We start from the raw sequence: 15,158 nt of genomic DNA, 5'->3' as shown, positions 1-15,158 counted from the left end.
TCATTCATTTTGCGAGGGCTTTATGGCTCGTACTACAGCAATCAACCGCTACCGTAACATCGGTATCTGTGCCCACGTTGACGCGGGCAAGACTACCACTACCGAGCGGATCCTGTTCTACACAGGTCTCAGCCACAAGATGGGTGAGGTGCATGACGGCGCTGCGACCACCGACTGGATGGTGCAGGAGCAGGAGCGCGGTATCACCATTACCTCCGCTGCTGTAACTACCTTCTGGAAAGGTTCGCGCGGCCAATACGATAACTATCGTGTAAACGTTATCGATACCCCTGGCCACGTTGACTTCACCATTGAAGTAGAGCGCTCCCTACGTGTGCTCGACGGCGCGGTCGTTGTGTTCTGCGGTACTTCCGGTGTTGAGCCTCAGTCTGAAACCGTATGGCGTCAAGCCAACAAGTACGGTGTTCCACGTGTTGTTTACGTGAACAAGATGGACCGTGCCGGTGCCAACTTCCTGCGCGTTGTTGGCCAGATCAAGAACCGCCTGGGTCATACCCCGGTTCCGGTCCAGCTGGCTATCGGTGCTGAAGATAACTTCGAAGGTCAGGTTGATCTGATCAAGATGAAGGCTATCTACTGGAACGACGACGACAAGGGTACTACCTATCGCGAGGAAGAAATTCCTGCCGATATGCTGGACCTGGCTAACGAGTGGCGCTCCAACATGGTTGAAGCTGCTGCTGAAGCCAACGAAGAGCTGATGAACAAGTACCTTGAAGAAGGTGACCTGACTGTCGAAGAGATCAAGGCCGGTCTGCGTGCGCGCACCCTGGCTAGCGAGATCGTTCCGGCCGTCTGCGGTTCGTCGTTCAAGAACAAGGGCGTTCCCCTGGTTCTCGATGCCGTTATCGACTTCCTGCCTGCTCCTACCGAGATCCCGGCGATCAAGGGTATCCATCCGGATCTCATCGAGAAGCCGAAGGATGAGCTGGTAGAGGCTGACTACGACGAGCGTCATGCTGACGATGCTGAACCGTTCTCGGCTCTGGCATTCAAGATTGCTACCGACCCGTTCGTTGGTACTCTGACTTTCGTACGCGTTTACTCGGGCTTCCTGAGCTCGGGCGACTCCGTGATCAACTCGGTCAAGGGCAAGAAAGAGCGCGTTGGTCGTATGGTGCAGATGCACGCCAACCAGCGTGAAGAGATCAAAGAAGTACGTGCAGGCGACATCGCTGCTCTGATCGGCATGAAGGACGTCACCACTGGTGACACTCTGTGCGATCTCGACAAGCAGATCATTCTTGAACGTATGGACTTCCCTGAGCCTGTAATTTCGGTAGCGGTAGAGCCGAAAACCAAGCAGGACCAGGAAAAGATGGGTATTGCACTGGGCAAGCTGGCTCAGGAAGACCCGTCGTTCCGCGTCAAGACCGACGAAGAGACTGGCCAGACCATCATCTCCGGTATGGGTGAGTTGCACCTGGACATCCTCGTTGACCGCATGAAGCGCGAGTTCAACGTCGAAGCCAACATCGGCAAGCCGCAGGTTTCGTACCGCGAGAAGATCAGCAAGAGCAACGTTGAGATCGAAGGCAAGTTCGTTCGTCAGTCCGGCGGTCGCGGTCAGTTCGGTCACTGCTGGATCCGTTTCTCGGAGCCAGACGTCGATGCGAACGGCAACATCACCGAAGGTCTGGTCTTCACCAACGAAGTTGTTGGTGGTGTGGTTCCTAAGGAATACATCCCGGCTATCCAGAAGGGTATCGAAGAGCAGATGAAGAACGGCGTCGTTGCCGGTTATCCGCTGATCGGCCTGAAGGCTACCGTGTTTGATGGTTCCTACCACGACGTCGACTCCAACGAGATGGCGTTCAAGGTGGCAGCCTCCATGGCGACCAAGCAGCTGGCCCAGAAGGGTGGCGGCGTTGTGCTCGAGCCGATCATGAAGGTTGAAGTTGTAACCCCAGAGGACTACATGGGTGACGTGATGGGTGACCTGAACCGTCGTCGTGGTCTGATTCAGGGTATGGATGACTCGGTGTCCGGCAAGGTTATCCGTGCTGAAGTGCCACTGGGTGAAATGTTCGGTTATGCAACTGACGTTCGTTCCATGTCTCAGGGTCGCGCGAGCTACTCCATGGAATTCTCCAAATACGCCGAAGCTCCGTCGAACATCGTCGAAGCTCTCGTTAAAAAACAAGGCTGATTCAGTCTCCCCTTTAGGCTAGGAGTTAATTGTCGTGGCTAAAGAAAAATTTGAACGTAACAAACCGCACGTCAACGTTGGCACTATCGGTCACGTTGACCACGGTAAAACCACTCTGACCGCTGCTCTGACTCGCGTTTGCTCCGAAGTTTTCGGTTCGGCTCGTGTTGACTTCGACAAGATCGACAGCGCCCCAGAAGAAAAAGCTCGTGGTATCACCATCAACACTGCGCACGTAGAGTACGATTCGAACATTCGTCACTACGCGCACGTTGACTGCCCAGGTCACGCCGACTACGTCAAAAACATGATCACTGGTGCTGCCCAGATGGACGGCGCGATCCTGGTTTGCTCGGCTGCCGATGGTCCGATGCCACAAACTCGTGAGCACATCCTGCTGTCCCGTCAGGTAGGCGTTCCGTACATCGTTGTCTTCCTGAACAAGGCTGACATGGTTGACGACGCTGAGCTGCTGGAACTGGTTGAGATGGAAGTGCGCGATCTGCTGAGCACTTACGACTTCCCAGGTGACGACACTCCGATCATCATCGGTTCGGCTCTGATGGCTCTGAACGGCCAAGACGACAACGAAATGGGTACCACCGCTGTTAAGCGTCTGGTAGAAACTCTGGATACCTACATCCCAGAGCCAGAGCGTGCAATCGACAAGCCGTTCCTGATGCCAATCGAAGACGTATTCTCGATCTCCGGCCGTGGCACCGTGGTAACTGGCCGTGTTGAGCGTGGTATCGTTCGCATCCAGGAAGAAGTTGAGATCGTTGGTCTGCGCGACACTCAGAAAACTACCTGCACCGGCGTTGAAATGTTCCGCAAGCTGCTCGACGAAGGTCGTGCTGGCGAGAACTGCGGCGTTCTGCTGCGTGGTACCAAGCGTGACGACGTTGAGCGTGGCCAGGTTCTGGTTAAGCCAGGCACCGTTAAGCCGCACACCAAGTTCACCGCTGAAGTTTACGTTCTGAGCAAGGAAGAAGGCGGCCGTCATACTCCGTTCTTCAAAGGCTACCGTCCACAGTTCTACTTCCGTACTACTGACGTGACTGGTAACTGCGAGCTGCCAGAAGGCGTTGAAATGGTAATGCCAGGTGACAACATCCAGATGACTGTCACTCTGATCAAAACCATCGCGATGGAAGATGGTCTGCGTTTCGCTATCCGTGAAGGCGGTCGTACCGTCGGCGCTGGCGTCGTAGCCAAAGTCATCGAGTAATCGACGACTCATGAAGAAGCCCCCGCTTGCGGGGGCTTTTTTATTGGGTTGACACTCTGTGGGGCCGTCTATAGAATTGCGCCTCCTTTTAACGGGCGTATTGCGCCCGGTGGGAATAGCAGCCTGGAGTCTGAAATCCAATGCAAAATCAGCAAATCCGTATCAGGTTGAAGGCTTTCGACCATCGCCTGATCGACCAATCCACCCAGGAAATCGTGGAAACCGCGAAACGTACTGGTGCTCAAGTGCGTGGTCCAATTCCACTGCCTACCCGTAAAGAGCGGTTCACCGTTCTGGTCTCCCCGCACGTCAACAAAGACGCGCGTGACCAGTACGAGATCCGTACTCATAAGCGCGTACTGGACATCGTCCAGCCAACGGATAAAACCGTTGATGCTCTTATGAAGCTTGATCTTGCGGCAGGTGTGGAAGTGCAGATCAGCCTCGGCTAAGACTCGGTCTTAGTCGTGTAACGCTCTGAAATGGGCGGCCATAGCGGGTGAAAGCCCCGTACACTCATGAGGTTTACAACATGACTATTGGTGTAGTCGGTCGTAAATGCGGTATGACCCGTATTTTCACCGAAGAAGGTGTCTCCATTCCGGTCACGGTCATTGAGATCGAGCCGAATCGCGTCACCCAGTTCAAAACTGAAGAAACCGATGGCTATCGTGCAGTGCAGGTCACTGTAGGTGAGCGTCGTGCTTCGCGCGTGACTGCTGCTCAAGCAGGTCACTTCGCTAAAGCGAACGTTGCTGCCGGTCGTGGCGTTTGGGAATTCCGTCTTGAAGAAGGCGAGTACCAAGCTGGCGATCTGATCAATGCAGAAATCTTCGCTGCTGGCCAACTGGTAGACGTTACCGGTCAGTCGAAAGGTAAAGGCTTCGCCGGTACCATCAAGCGTTGGAATTTCCGCGGTCAAGATAACACCCACGGTAACTCCGTTTCCCACCGCGTCCCGGGCTCTATTGGCCAGTGCCAGACTCCTGGTCGTGTATTCAAGGGCAAAAAAATGTCCGGTCATATGGGCGCTGAGCGCGTGACCGTGCAGTCCCTGGAAGTAGTGCGCGTCGACGCTGAACGCAATCTGTTGTTGGTCAAGGGTGCTGTTCCTGGCGCTACTGGCGGCAACCTGGTTGTACGTCCGGCGGCCAAGGCTCGCGGTTAAGGGGAAGCTGACATGCAATTAAATGTAAATGACGCTCAAGCGATCGAAGTTTCCGAACTGACATTTGGCGGCGAATTCAACGAGACGCTGGTTCACCAAGCAGTCGTGGCCTACATGGCCGGCGGCCGTCAAGGTAGCAAGCAGCAAAAGACCCGTTCCGACGTTTCCGGTGGCGGCAAGCGCCCATGGCGTCAGAAAGGTACTGGCCGTGCTCGTGCCGGTACTATCCGTAGCCCAATCTGGCGTGGCGGCGGTACCACTTTCGCAGCTCGTCCTCAGGATCACTCCCAGAAGCTGAACAAGAAGATGTATCGCGCAGCAATGCGTTCCATCCTTGCTGAGCTGGTGCGTACTGATCGTCTGGTCGTGGTTCAGGATTTCGCTGTTGAAACTCCGAAAACCAAAGATCTGCTGGGCAAGCTGAACAACATGAGCCTGACCGACGTTCTGATCGTGTCGGACGCTGTTGATCAGAACCTGTACCTGGCTGCTCGTAACCTGCCACACGTTGATGTTCGTGACGTGCAAGGTTCCGATCCAGTTAGTCTGATCGCATACGACAAAGTGTTGATCACTGTGTCGGCCGTGAAGAAATTCGAGGAGCTGCTGGGATGAACCAGGAACGCGTATTTAAAGTTCTGCTTGGCCCGCACGTTTCCGAGAAGGCTACGGTTCTGGCAGACAAGAAAGGCCAGTTCGTTTTCAAGGTTGCTACTGACGCAACCAAGCTGGAAATCAAGAAGGCCGTCGAAAGCCTGTTCAGCGTGAAAGTGGAACGCGTTACTACCCTGAACGTTCTGGGTAAGAGCAAGCGTACCGCTCGCGGTCTGGGCAAGCGTAATGACTGGAAGAAGGCAGTTATCTCCCTTCAGCCAGGCCAAGATCTCGATTTCAGCAGCAGTGCTGAGTAAGGAAGGGGTGCATCATGGCAATCGTTAAATGCAAACCGACTTCCCCTGGCCGCCGTTTTGTGGTCAAGGTGGTCAACCAGGAGCTGCATAAAGGCGCTCCTCACGCACCGCTGCTCGAGAAGAAATCGAAGTCTGGTGGTCGTAACAACAATGGCCGCATTACCACTCGTCACGTTGGTGGTGGTCATAAGCAGCATTACCGTCTGGTCGACTTCCGTCGCAACGACAAAGATGGCATCGCTGCCACTGTCGAGCGTATCGAATACGATCCAAACCGTACTGCTCACATCGCTCTGCTGCTGTACGCAGATGGCGAGCGTCGCTACATCATCGCCCCTAAAGGCGTGAGCGCTGGCGACCAGCTGATCGCAGGTGCTCTGGCACCGATCAAGCCGGGCAACGCTCTGCAACTGCGCAACATTCCAGTTGGTAGCACCGTACACGGCATCGAACTGAAGCCAGGTAAAGGCGCGCAAATCGCTCGTTCGGCTGGTGCTTCGGCTCAGCTGGTCGCTCGTGAAGGTGTCTACGTGACCCTGCGTCTGCGTTCTGGTGAGATGCGTAAAGTGCTGGCTGAATGCCGCGCGACCCTGGGCGAAGTCTCGAACTCCGAGCACAGCCTGCGTTCGCTGGGTAAAGCTGGTGCCAAACGCTGGCGTGGCGTTCGCCCAACCGTTCGTGGTGTTGCCATGAACCCGGTTGACCACCCACATGGTGGTGGTGAAGGTCGTACCTCTGGTGGTCGTCATCCGGTATCGCCATGGGGCTTCCCGACTAAGGGCGCGAAGACTCGTGGTAATAAGCGTACCGACAAAATGATCGTCCGTCGTCGCAAGTAAATAGAGGGATACGACAGTGCCACGTTCTCTGAAAAAAGGTCCTTTTATTGATCTTCACCTACTGAAGAAGATCGAAGTGGCGGCGGAAAAGAACGATCGCAAACCAGTTAAGACCTGGTCGCGCCGTTCCATGATCCTGCCACAAATGGTCGGTCTGACCATTGCTGTGCATAACGGTCGTCAGCATGTTCCAGTTCTCGTGAACGAAGACATGGTCGGCCACAAACTGGGCGAGTTCGCCGGTACCCGTACATATCGCGGGCACGTGGCTGACAAGAAAGCCAAGCGTTAAGGGGTAAGGAATGATGGAAGTAGCCGCTAAGTTGTCGGGCGCTCGAATCTCCGCCCAGAAAGCCCGCTTGGTCGCCGACCAGATCCGCGGGAAGAAGGTGGGCGAAGCGCTCAACCTGTTGGCTTTCAGCAGTAAGAAAGCCGCCGAGATCATGAAGAAAGTGCTGGAGTCGGCCGTAGCCAACGCCGAGCATAACGAAGGCGCAGACGTTGATGACCTGAAGGTCTCCACCGTTTTCGTCAACGAAGGGCGTTCGCTGAAGCGCATCATGCCACGTGCCAAAGGCCGTGCTGATCGCATCGTCAAGCGGTCTTGCCATATCACTGTCAAGGTTGCTGACAAGTAACGGAGTCGAAGAGATGGGTCAGAAAGTACATCCCATTGGCATTCGCCTGGGAATCGTCAAGGAGCACACCTCCGTCTGGTACGCAGACGGTCGGACTTATGCGGACTATTTGCTCGCAGATCTGAATGTGCGTGAGTATCTCCAAGACAAACTAAAAAGCGCGTCCGTAAGCCGTATCGATATCCATCGTCCGGCTCAAACTGCACGCATCACCATCCACACCGCTCGTCCCGGCATCGTGATCGGCAAGAAAGGTGAAGATGTTGAGAAGCTGCGTCAGGACCTGACCAAGCAAATGGGTGTGCCTGTGCACATCAATATCGAAGAGATCCGCAAGCCGGAGCTCGACGGTATGCTGGTTGCGCAGAGCGTAGCTCAGCAGCTGGAGCGCCGCGTAATGTTCCGTCGTGCTATGAAGCGCGCCGTACAGAACGCCATGCGCATTGGTGCCAAAGGCATCAAAATCCAAGTGAGCGGTCGTCTCGGCGGTGCTGAAATCGCACGTACTGAATGGTATCGCGAAGGTCGTGTGCCACTGCACACCCTGCGTGCCGATATCGACTATGCCACCTACGAAGCTCACACCACTTACGGTGTGATCGGTGTGAAGGTTTGGATCTTCAAAGGCGAAGTAATTGGTGGTCGCCAAGAAGAGCTGAAGCCGCAAGCACCTGCGCCTCGTAAAAAAGCTGCTAAGTAAGGGGTACGCCAAATGTTGCAACCAAAGCGTACGAAGTTCCGCAAGCAAATGACCGGCCACAACCGTGGTCTGGCATTGCGCGGTAGCAAAGTCAGCTTCGGCGAGTTCGCGCTGAAGTCTGTTGCTCGTGGTCGTCTCACCGCTCGTCAGATCGAGTCAGCGCGTCGTGCTCTGACCCGTCACGTAAAACGTGGTGGCAAGATCTGGATCCGTGTATTCCCGGACAAGCCTATTTCCAAAAAGCCTCTCGAAGTTCGGATGGGTAAAGGTAAGGGTAACGTCGAATACTGGGTAGCCCAGATTCAGCCAGGCAAAGTCCTGTATGAAATCGAGGGTGTTTCTGAAGAGCTGGCGCGTGAGGCTTTCGCCCTGGCTGCTGCAAAGCTGCCGCTCGCCACCTCCTTTGTTAAACGGACGGTGATGTGATGAAAGCGAATGAACTTCGTGAAAAATCCGCACAGCAGCTGAACGAGCAACTGCTCGGCCTGCTGCGCGACCAGTTCAATCTGCGTATGCAGAAAGCAACTGGCCAGTTGGGGCAGTCTCATCTGCTCTCGCAAGTTAAGCGTGACATCGCTCGCGTGAAGACTGTGCTCAACCAGCAGGCAGGTAAGTAATCATGGCTGAAGCCGAAAAAACTGTCCGTACGCTGACTGGCCGTGTTGTCAGCGACAAGATGGACAAGACCATCACCGTTCTGATCGAGCGTCGCGTTAAGCACCCTATCTACGGTAAATACGTTAAGCGTTCGACTAAGCTGCACGCGCACGACGAAACCAATCAGTGCCACATCGGCGACAAAGTCACTATTCGTGAAACTCGTCCGATGGCCAAGACCAAGTCTTGGGCCCTGGTTGATGTTCTCGAACGCGCTGTGGAAGTCTAAGGGCTAGGGGTCGGAGAAATTATATGATTCAGACTCAATCCATGCTCGATGTGGCCGATAACAGCGGCGCTCGCCGCGTTATGTGCATCAAGGTGCTGGGTGGCTCCCATCGTCGTTACGCTGGTATCGGTGACATCATCAAAGTTACCGTCAAGGAAGCAATTCCTCGCGGTAAGGTGAAAAAAGGCCAAGTGATGACTGCTGTTGTAGTCCGCACTCGCCATGGTGTTCGTCGTGCAGACGGCTCCATCATCCGCTTTGATGGCAACGCTGCTGTTCTGTTGAACAACAAGCAAGAGCCGATCGGCACCCGTATCTTTGGGCCAGTGACCCGTGAACTTCGCAACGAGAAGTTCATGAAGATCGTCTCGCTCGCCCCAGAAGTGCTGTAAGGAGATCCGACATGCAAAAGATTCGTCGTGACGACGAGATCATCGTGATCGCCGGCAAAGACAAAGGTAAGCGCGGTAAGGTGCTTAAGGTTCTGGCTGACGACCGTCTGGTCGTCGGTGGCCTGAACCTGGTCAAGCGTCATACCAAGCCTAACCCGATGTCGGGCGTACAGGGCGGTATCGTCGAGAAAGAAGCGCCACTGCACGCTTCCAACGTCGCCATTTTCAACAGCGAAACCAACAAGGCTGACCGCGTTGGTTTCAAAGTAGAAGACGGCAAAAAAATTCGTGTCTTCAAGTCGACCCAAAAAGCGGTTGATGCTTGAACACTGCTAGGTAGAAGACCATGGCACGACTAAAAGAGATTTACCGGAAGGAAATCGCTCCGAAACTTAAGGAAGAACTTAAGCTTTCGAACGTGATGGAAGTTCCGCGCGTTACCAAAATCACCCTGAACATGGGTCTGGGCGAAGCAATCGGCGACAAAAAAGTCATCGAGCATGCTGTTGCTGACCTGGAAAAGATCACCGGCCAGAAAGTCGTTGTGACCTACGCTCGTAAATCCATCGCTGGCTTCAAAGTCCGCGAAGGATGGCCGATCGGCGTCAAAGTGACCCTGCGCCGTGAGCGTATGTACGAGTTCCTGGATCGTCTGCTGTCGATCTCCCTGCCTCGGGTTCGCGACTTCCGCGGCCTGAATGCCAAGTCCTTCGACGGTCGTGGCAACTACAGCATGGGCGTTAAAGAGCAGATCATTTTCCCGGAAATCGATTACGACAAGATCGATGCTCTCCGCGGTCTGGACATTACCCTGACCACCACTGCTAAGAACGATGATGAAGGCCGCGCTCTGCTGCGTGCTTTCAAATTCCCGTTCCGCAACTGATTGGAGTAGGAAAATGGCCAAGAAGAGCATGAAGAACCGTGAGCTGAAGCGTCAGCTCACCGTTGCCAAGTACGCCACCAAGCGTGCAGCGCTGAAAGCTATCATCGTGGATCTGAACGCAAGTCCAGAAGCTCGTTGGGAAGCTACCGTAGCTCTGCAGAAGCAGCCACGTGATGCAAGCGCTTCGCGCATGCGTAACCGCTGCCGCCTGACTGGTCGTCCGCACGGCGTTTACCGCAAGTTCGGCCTGGGCCGTAACAAGCTGCGTGAAGCTGCAATGCGTGGTGACGTACCAGGTCTGGTTAAAGCCAGCTGGTAATAGCTATCAAAGTCTCGGTGTTCGGGCTCGCAAGATCCCGATCGCCGGTGGCCTTGAACGTGAATCAAGCCCCTTTTGGGGCTTGATTCATTTCTGGGGTGTGTCTAGAATGACCGGCTCGCCTGAGCCCGTGTTTTTTGCCCGGAATTTCTCGGCGACAGTTGTAGCCGCAAGGCTAATTCTTTTTGTATCAGGAGCATCTAGCCCATGAGTATGCAGGACCCGTTAGCGGACATGCTAACTCGAATCCGTAATGCCCAGATGGCTGAAAAGTCCGTCGTAAGCATGCCGTCTTCCACGCTGAAGGTGGCTGTAGCAAAAGTCCTGAAGGACGAAGGTTACATCGCGGGTTATCAGATCAGCAGCGAAATCAAACCTCTGCTGTCCATCGAGCTGAAGTACTTCGAAGGCCGTCCGGTCATCGAAGAAGTGAAGCGCGTTAGCCGTCCAGGCCTGCGTCAGTACAAGTCCGTTGAAGAACTGCCGAAAGTACGTGGCGGTCTTGGCGTGTCTATCGTCTCCACCAACAAAGGTGTGATGACTGATCGTGCTGCGCGCGCTGCCGGTGTCGGCGGCGAAGTTCTTTGCACTGTGTTCTAAGGGGGGATAAGCATGTCTCGCGTCGCTAAGAACCCCGTTAAGCTGCCAGCTGGTGTCGAAGTCAAATTCGCCGGCCAACAGCTTTCGGTGAAGGGTGCCAAGGGCACTCTCGAACTGAACGTACACTCGTCCGTTGAAATTGTTCAGGAAGCTGGTGAGCTGCGTTTCGCTGCTCGCAACGGCGACCAACAAACTCGCGCAATGGCCGGTACCACTCGTGCTCTGGTAAACAACATGGTCCAAGGCGTAAGCCAAGGCTTCGAGCGCAAGCTCCAGCTGGTCGGTGTTGGTTACAAGGCACAGGCAAAAGGCACAGTGCTGAACCTGGCCCTCGGCTTCTCGCATCCAGTGGATTACGAACTGCCGGAAGGCATCACCGCTGAGACTCCTAGCCAGACCGATATCCTGATCAAGGGCATCGATAAGCAGCTGGTAGGTCAAGTGGCCGCTGAGATCCGCGACTTCCGTCCACCAGAGCCTTACAAAGGCAAAGGTGTGCGCTACGCGGACGAAGTCGTCCGTCGTAAAGAAGCCAAGAAGAAGTAGGGCATAGCAAATGACCGACAAAAAAGTTACTCGACTGCGTCGCGCTCGCAAAGCACGCCTGAAAATGCACGAACTCGAAGTCGTGCGTCTCTGCGTGTTCCGCTCTTCGCAGCACATCTACGCCCAGGTCATTTCGGCCGACGGCAACAAAGTCCTGGCAAGTGCCTCGACTTTGGATAAAGAACTGCGTGATGGCGCCACTGGCAACATCGACGCGGCCACTAAGGTTGGCCAGCTGGTCGCTACGCGTGCGAAAGCCGCTGGCGTCTCGCAGGTGGCTTTCGACCGCTCTGGCTTCAAGTACCACGGCCGCGTCAAGGCGCTGGCTGATGCTGCTCGTGAAGCTGGGCTGGAGTTCTAAGTTATGTCAAATAACGACCAAAAGCGCGACGAAGGCTACATCGAGAAGCTGGTTCAAGTTAACCGCGTAGCCAAAACCGTAAAAGGCGGCCGTATCTTCACTTTCACCGCGTTGACCGTGGTTGGTGATGGTAAGGGCCGTGTTGGCTTCGGCCGTGGCAAGTCGCGTGAAGTGCCTGCTGCGATCCAGAAGGCAATGGAAGCTGCTCGCCGCAATATGATCCAAGTTGACCTGAACGGCACCACTCTGCAGTACGCAATGAAGTCCGCTCACGGCGCTTCCAAGGTGTACATGCAGCCTGCTTCTGAAGGTACCGGTATCATCGCTGGCGGCGCTATGCGTGCTGTCCTCGAGGTAGCTGGCGTTCAGAACGTTCTGGCCAAGTGCTACGGCTCGACTAACCCAGTAAACGTGGTTCACGCCACTTTCAAGGGTTTGAAAGCAATGCAGTCCCCTGAATCCATTGCCGCCAAGCGTGGCAAAAGCGTCCAGGAGATCATCTGATCATGGCTACCGTAAAAGTAACGCTGATCAAAAGCATGACCGGCCGTATCCCTAACCACAAACTGTGCGTTAAGGGTCTGGGTCTGCGTCGCATCGGTCACACTGTAGAAGTCCAGGATACTCCCGAGAATCGCGGGATGATCAACAAGGCTTACTACATGCTGCGTGTCGAGGGTTAATCGATGAAACTCAATGATCTGAGTCCAGCGCCGGGTTCCCGTCGCGAAAAGCATCGTCCGGGCCGTGGTATCGGTAGTGGTTTGGGTAAGACTGGTGGCCGTGGCCACAAAGGTCAGACTTCCCGCTCCGGTGGCACCATTGCTCCAGGCTTTGAAGGCGGTCAACAGCCGCTGCATCGTCGCCTGCCGAAGTTCGGTTTCGTTTCCCTGAAGGCCATGGATCGCGCAGAAGTGCGTCTGTCCGAGCTGGCTAAAGTGGAAGGCGACATCGTCACCGTGCAGTCCCTGAAAGATGCCAACGTGATTAACCAAAACGTTCAGCGTGTGAAAATCATGCTGTCCGGCGAAGTTACTCGCGCTGTGACCATCAAGGGTATCGCAGCCACCAAAGGTGCGCGTGCGGCTATCGAAGCAGCTGGCGGCAAGTTCGAGGAATAAATGGCTAAGCAAGGTGCTCTCTCTGCGCTCGGCAAAGGCGGTATGTCTGAACTTTGGGCTCGTCTGCGTTTTCTGTTCTTGGCGATTATCGTCTACCGAATAGGCGCACACATCCCGGTTCCAGGTATCAACCCTGACCGACTCGCGGACCTGTTTCGACAGAATGAGGGGACCATTCTTAGCTTGTTCAACATGTTTTCCGGCGGCGCGCTGGAACGGATGAGTATCTTTGCACTGGGGATCATGCCGTATATCTCGGCATCGATCATCATGCAGCTGATGACAGCCGTCAGCCCGCAGTTGGAGCAGTTGAAGAAGGAAGGTGAAGCTGGCCGTCGCAAGATCAGCCAGTACACCCGCTACGGCACTGTCATCCTGGCCCTGGTTCAAGCTATCGGCATGTCCGTTGGCTTGGCGGGTCAGGGTGTTGCGTTCACTGGTGACTTTGGCTTCCATTTCGTCGCGGTATCCACTTTTGTGGCTGGTGCGATGTTCATGATGTGGCTGGGTGAGCAGATTACTGAGCGTGGTGTTGGCAACGGTATCTCGATGTTGATTTTCGCAGGTATCGTCGCCGGTCTTCCGAGAGCGATCGGGCAGTCTTTCGAGTCTGCACGTCAGGGTGATATCAACATTTTTGCCCTGGTTGCGATCGGTTTGCTGGCAGTAGCGATTATCGGTTTTGTGGTGTTCATTGAGCGTGGTCAGCGTCGTATTGCTGTTCATTACGCCAAGCGTCAGCAGGGCCGCAAGGTATTTGCTGCGCAGACCAGCCACTTGCCGCTGAAAGTGAATATGGCCGGTGTTATTCCTGCTATCTTCGCGAGCAGCATTTTGCTGTTTCCGGCTTCGTTGGGTGCCTGGTTCGGTCAGTCTGAAGGTATGGGCTGGTTGCAGGACATCTCGCAGTCGATCGCTCCTGGTCAGCCGTTGAATATTCTGCTGTTTAGTGCAGGGATTATTTTCTTCTGCTTCTTCTATACGGCGTTGATGTTCAATCCGAAAGACGTAGCGGAAAACCTGAAGAAGTCCGGTGCCTTTATTCCGGGCATCCGTCCAGGTGAGCAGTCGGCGCGCTATATTGATGGCGTTCTGACTCGTTTGACCATGTTCGGTGCTCTATATATGACGGCCGTCTGCCTGTTGCCCCAGTTCTTGGTGGTTGCTGCAAACGTTCCGTTCTACCTTGGCGGGACCTCGTTGCTGATCGTGGTCGTGGTTGTTATGGACTTTATGTCGCAAGTACAATCGCACCTCGTTTCCCACCAGTACGAATCCCTGATGAAGAAAGCCAACCTGAAGGGTTACGGCAGCGGCATGCTGCGCTAATCCATAAGGTTCGAGGAGTTGGTGATGAAAGTTCGTGCATCGGTGAAAAAGCTGTGCCGTAACTGCAAGATTATTCGCCGCGAAGGTGTTGTTCGAGTAATTTGCAGCGCGGAACCGCGTCACAAACAGCGCCAAGGCTGAGTGTGATTGTGCTTCAAGCCCGGCAGCTAGTGCGCTGCCGGGTTGATTATTTGTTATTACAGCGATATTATCTCGCGCCCTATTTCTTGGCTTCCGGGGCGTAGGTAGCTGTCAATTGGAGTCCCACTGAATGGCCCGTATTGCAGGCGTTAACATTCCAGATAACAAGCATACTGTTATCTCGCTGACCTACATCTATGGTGTTGGTCGCACTACTGCGCAGAAAATCTGCGCGGTGACTGGGGTCAACCCAGCTGCGAAGATCAAGGATCTGAGCGACGAGCAAATTGAACAGCTGCGTGGCGAAGTGGCGAAGTTCACCACTGAAGGTGACCTGCGTCGCGAAATCAACATGAAAATCAAACGCTTGATGGATCTGGGCTGCTACCGCGGTCTGCGCCATCGTCGTGGTCTTCCAGTGCGCGGTCAGCGTACCAAGACCAACGCGCGTACTCGCAAAGGTCCGCGTAAGCCGATCCGCAAGTAATCGCACCAGCGAATCGACAGGAATTTAGTCATGGCAAAACCTGCTGCTCGTCCTCGTAAAAAGATTAAAAAGACAGTGGTTGATGGCATCGCCCACATCCACGCGTCTTTCAACAACACCATCGTGACCATCACCGACCGTCAAGGTAACGCTCTTTCCTGGGCAACCTCCGGTGGTTCGGGTTTCCGCGGTTCTCGCAAGTCCACCCCGTTCGCTGCTCAAGTAGCTGCTGAGCGTGCTGGTCAAGCTGCGCTGGAATATGGCCTGAAAAACCTCGACGTCAACGTCAAGGGTCCAGGTCCAGGTCGTGAATCCGCAGTCCGCGCTTTGAACGGCTGTGGCTACAAGATCGCCAGCATCACCGACGTGACGCCAATCCCGCACAACGGGTGCCGTCCGCCGAAGAAGCGCCGCGTGTAATCCAGGAGATTGTAAA

Annotated in this window: 27 protein-coding genes; all 27 read left to right on the top strand. The window is 54.8% G+C overall.

Annotated elements, in window-relative coordinates; translation table 11 throughout:
- Positions 1–22 precede the first annotated feature (22 nt).
- The 27 genes from fusA to rpsK all read left to right on the top strand — a co-directional run bounded on the left by fusA (position 23) and on the right by rpsK (position 15,142).
- Positions 23–2,170, top strand: a complete 2,148-nt coding sequence (gene fusA, locus ACUXVH_RS28220) for an elongation factor G (RefSeq protein ID WP_011063777.1) — start codon at positions 23–25, stop codon at positions 2,168–2,170.
- Positions 2,171–2,204: 34 nt separating this feature from the next.
- Positions 2,205–3,398 (top strand): elongation factor Tu, encoded by a 1,194-nt coding sequence (tuf, locus tag ACUXVH_RS28215; protein ID WP_011063776.1) that lies wholly within the window; start codon positions 2,205–2,207, stop codon positions 3,396–3,398.
- 140 nt (positions 3,399–3,538) lie between these two features.
- Positions 3,539–3,850, top strand: coding sequence for a 30S ribosomal protein S10 (gene rpsJ, locus ACUXVH_RS28210; protein WP_003186070.1), 312 nt, complete (start codon positions 3,539–3,541; stop codon positions 3,848–3,850).
- An 80-nt stretch (positions 3,851–3,930) separates the two neighbouring features.
- Entirely contained in the window at positions 3,931–4,566 is a 636-nt protein-coding gene (gene rplC / locus ACUXVH_RS28205) for a 50S ribosomal protein L3 (protein ID WP_007924205.1), read from the top strand.
- 12 nt (positions 4,567–4,578) lie between these two features.
- Entirely contained in the window at positions 4,579–5,181 is a 603-nt protein-coding gene (gene rplD, locus ACUXVH_RS28200; RefSeq protein WP_007924200.1) for a 50S ribosomal protein L4, read from the top strand.
- Entirely contained in the window at positions 5,178–5,477 is a 300-nt protein-coding gene (rplW, locus tag ACUXVH_RS28195) for a 50S ribosomal protein L23 (protein WP_002555488.1), read from the top strand. The genes rplD and rplW overlap by 4 nt, the downstream gene beginning before the upstream one ends.
- Before the next feature lie 14 nt (positions 5,478–5,491).
- On the top strand, positions 5,492–6,316 hold the full coding sequence (gene rplB, locus ACUXVH_RS28190; protein WP_011063775.1) for a 50S ribosomal protein L2: 825 nt from the start codon (positions 5,492–5,494) through the stop codon (positions 6,314–6,316).
- Positions 6,317–6,332: 16 nt separating this feature from the next.
- Positions 6,333–6,608: a 30S ribosomal protein S19 gene (rpsS, locus tag ACUXVH_RS28185; RefSeq protein WP_002555486.1), complete on the top strand. Its 276-nt coding sequence runs from the start codon at positions 6,333–6,335 to the stop codon at positions 6,606–6,608.
- A gap of 13 nt (positions 6,609–6,621) precedes the next feature.
- Positions 6,622–6,954: a 50S ribosomal protein L22 gene (gene rplV, locus ACUXVH_RS28180; protein ID WP_003103908.1), complete on the top strand. Its 333-nt coding sequence runs from the start codon at positions 6,622–6,624 to the stop codon at positions 6,952–6,954.
- A 13-nt stretch (positions 6,955–6,967) separates the two neighbouring features.
- On the top strand, positions 6,968–7,654 hold the full coding sequence (gene rpsC, locus ACUXVH_RS28175; protein WP_007924192.1) for a 30S ribosomal protein S3: 687 nt from the start codon (positions 6,968–6,970) through the stop codon (positions 7,652–7,654).
- Positions 7,655–7,666: 12 nt separating this feature from the next.
- Entirely contained in the window at positions 7,667–8,080 is a 414-nt protein-coding gene (rplP, locus tag ACUXVH_RS28170) for a 50S ribosomal protein L16 (RefSeq protein WP_003228729.1), read from the top strand.
- Positions 8,080–8,271, top strand: a complete 192-nt coding sequence (gene rpmC, locus ACUXVH_RS28165; RefSeq protein WP_002555481.1) for a 50S ribosomal protein L29 — start codon at positions 8,080–8,082, stop codon at positions 8,269–8,271. Before rplP ends, rpmC begins: the two co-directional genes overlap by 1 nt.
- A 2-nt stretch (positions 8,272–8,273) precedes the next feature.
- A complete protein-coding gene (gene rpsQ / locus ACUXVH_RS28160; protein ID WP_003194644.1) occupies positions 8,274–8,540 on the top strand; it encodes a 30S ribosomal protein S17 in 267 nt (88 codons plus the stop codon).
- Positions 8,541–8,563: 23 nt separating this feature from the next.
- Complete coding sequence (gene rplN / locus ACUXVH_RS28155) at positions 8,564–8,932, top strand: 50S ribosomal protein L14 (protein ID WP_011063774.1); 369 nt, start codon at positions 8,564–8,566, stop codon at positions 8,930–8,932.
- An 11-nt stretch (positions 8,933–8,943) separates the two neighbouring features.
- Entirely contained in the window at positions 8,944–9,258 is a 315-nt protein-coding gene (gene rplX / locus ACUXVH_RS28150) for a 50S ribosomal protein L24 (protein ID WP_010443924.1), read from the top strand.
- 20 nt (positions 9,259–9,278) lie between these two features.
- Positions 9,279–9,818: a 50S ribosomal protein L5 gene (gene rplE / locus ACUXVH_RS28145; RefSeq protein WP_003210069.1), complete on the top strand. Its 540-nt coding sequence runs from the start codon at positions 9,279–9,281 to the stop codon at positions 9,816–9,818.
- 13 nt (positions 9,819–9,831) lie between these two features.
- Positions 9,832–10,137: a 30S ribosomal protein S14 gene (gene rpsN / locus ACUXVH_RS28140; protein ID WP_003228726.1), complete on the top strand. Its 306-nt coding sequence runs from the start codon at positions 9,832–9,834 to the stop codon at positions 10,135–10,137.
- Positions 10,138–10,344: 207 nt separating this feature from the next.
- Entirely contained in the window at positions 10,345–10,737 is a 393-nt protein-coding gene (gene rpsH / locus ACUXVH_RS28135; protein WP_011063773.1) for a 30S ribosomal protein S8, read from the top strand.
- 12 nt (positions 10,738–10,749) lie between these two features.
- Complete coding sequence (gene rplF / locus ACUXVH_RS28130) at positions 10,750–11,283, top strand: 50S ribosomal protein L6 (RefSeq protein ID WP_007924185.1); 534 nt, start codon at positions 10,750–10,752, stop codon at positions 11,281–11,283.
- Positions 11,284–11,293: 10 nt separating this feature from the next.
- Positions 11,294–11,644, top strand: a complete 351-nt coding sequence (gene rplR, locus ACUXVH_RS28125) for a 50S ribosomal protein L18 (protein ID WP_003186037.1) — start codon at positions 11,294–11,296, stop codon at positions 11,642–11,644.
- A gap of 3 nt (positions 11,645–11,647) precedes the next feature.
- Positions 11,648–12,148: a 30S ribosomal protein S5 gene (gene rpsE / locus ACUXVH_RS28120; RefSeq protein WP_007924184.1), complete on the top strand. Its 501-nt coding sequence runs from the start codon at positions 11,648–11,650 to the stop codon at positions 12,146–12,148.
- A gap of 2 nt (positions 12,149–12,150) precedes the next feature.
- Complete coding sequence (gene rpmD, locus ACUXVH_RS28115) at positions 12,151–12,327, top strand: 50S ribosomal protein L30 (protein WP_003176408.1); 177 nt, start codon at positions 12,151–12,153, stop codon at positions 12,325–12,327.
- Between the two features lie 3 nt (positions 12,328–12,330).
- Positions 12,331–12,765, top strand: coding sequence for a 50S ribosomal protein L15 (gene rplO, locus ACUXVH_RS28110; protein ID WP_007924183.1), 435 nt, complete (start codon positions 12,331–12,333; stop codon positions 12,763–12,765).
- On the top strand, positions 12,766–14,094 hold the full coding sequence (gene secY / locus ACUXVH_RS28105; RefSeq protein ID WP_003210064.1) for a preprotein translocase subunit SecY: 1,329 nt from the start codon (positions 12,766–12,768) through the stop codon (positions 14,092–14,094).
- 24 nt (positions 14,095–14,118) lie between these two features.
- On the top strand, positions 14,119–14,235 hold the full coding sequence (gene rpmJ, locus ACUXVH_RS28100) for a 50S ribosomal protein L36 (RefSeq protein WP_002555468.1): 117 nt from the start codon (positions 14,119–14,121) through the stop codon (positions 14,233–14,235).
- A 130-nt stretch (positions 14,236–14,365) separates the two neighbouring features.
- Positions 14,366–14,722: a 30S ribosomal protein S13 gene (rpsM, locus tag ACUXVH_RS28095; RefSeq protein WP_003186020.1), complete on the top strand. Its 357-nt coding sequence runs from the start codon at positions 14,366–14,368 to the stop codon at positions 14,720–14,722.
- Between the two features lie 30 nt (positions 14,723–14,752).
- Positions 14,753–15,142 carry a 30S ribosomal protein S11 gene (rpsK, locus tag ACUXVH_RS28090; RefSeq protein ID WP_007924177.1) on the top strand — a complete coding sequence of 130 codons (390 nt, stop codon included), beginning with the start codon at positions 14,753–14,755 and terminating at the stop codon, positions 15,140–15,142.
- Positions 15,143–15,158 lie beyond the last annotated feature (16 nt).

It is taken from the genome of Pseudomonas sp. 8(2025), from assembly GCF_052665325.1.
Note: the sequence above shows the minus strand (reverse complement) of the source record. Positions and strands in the feature narration are given on the sequence as shown.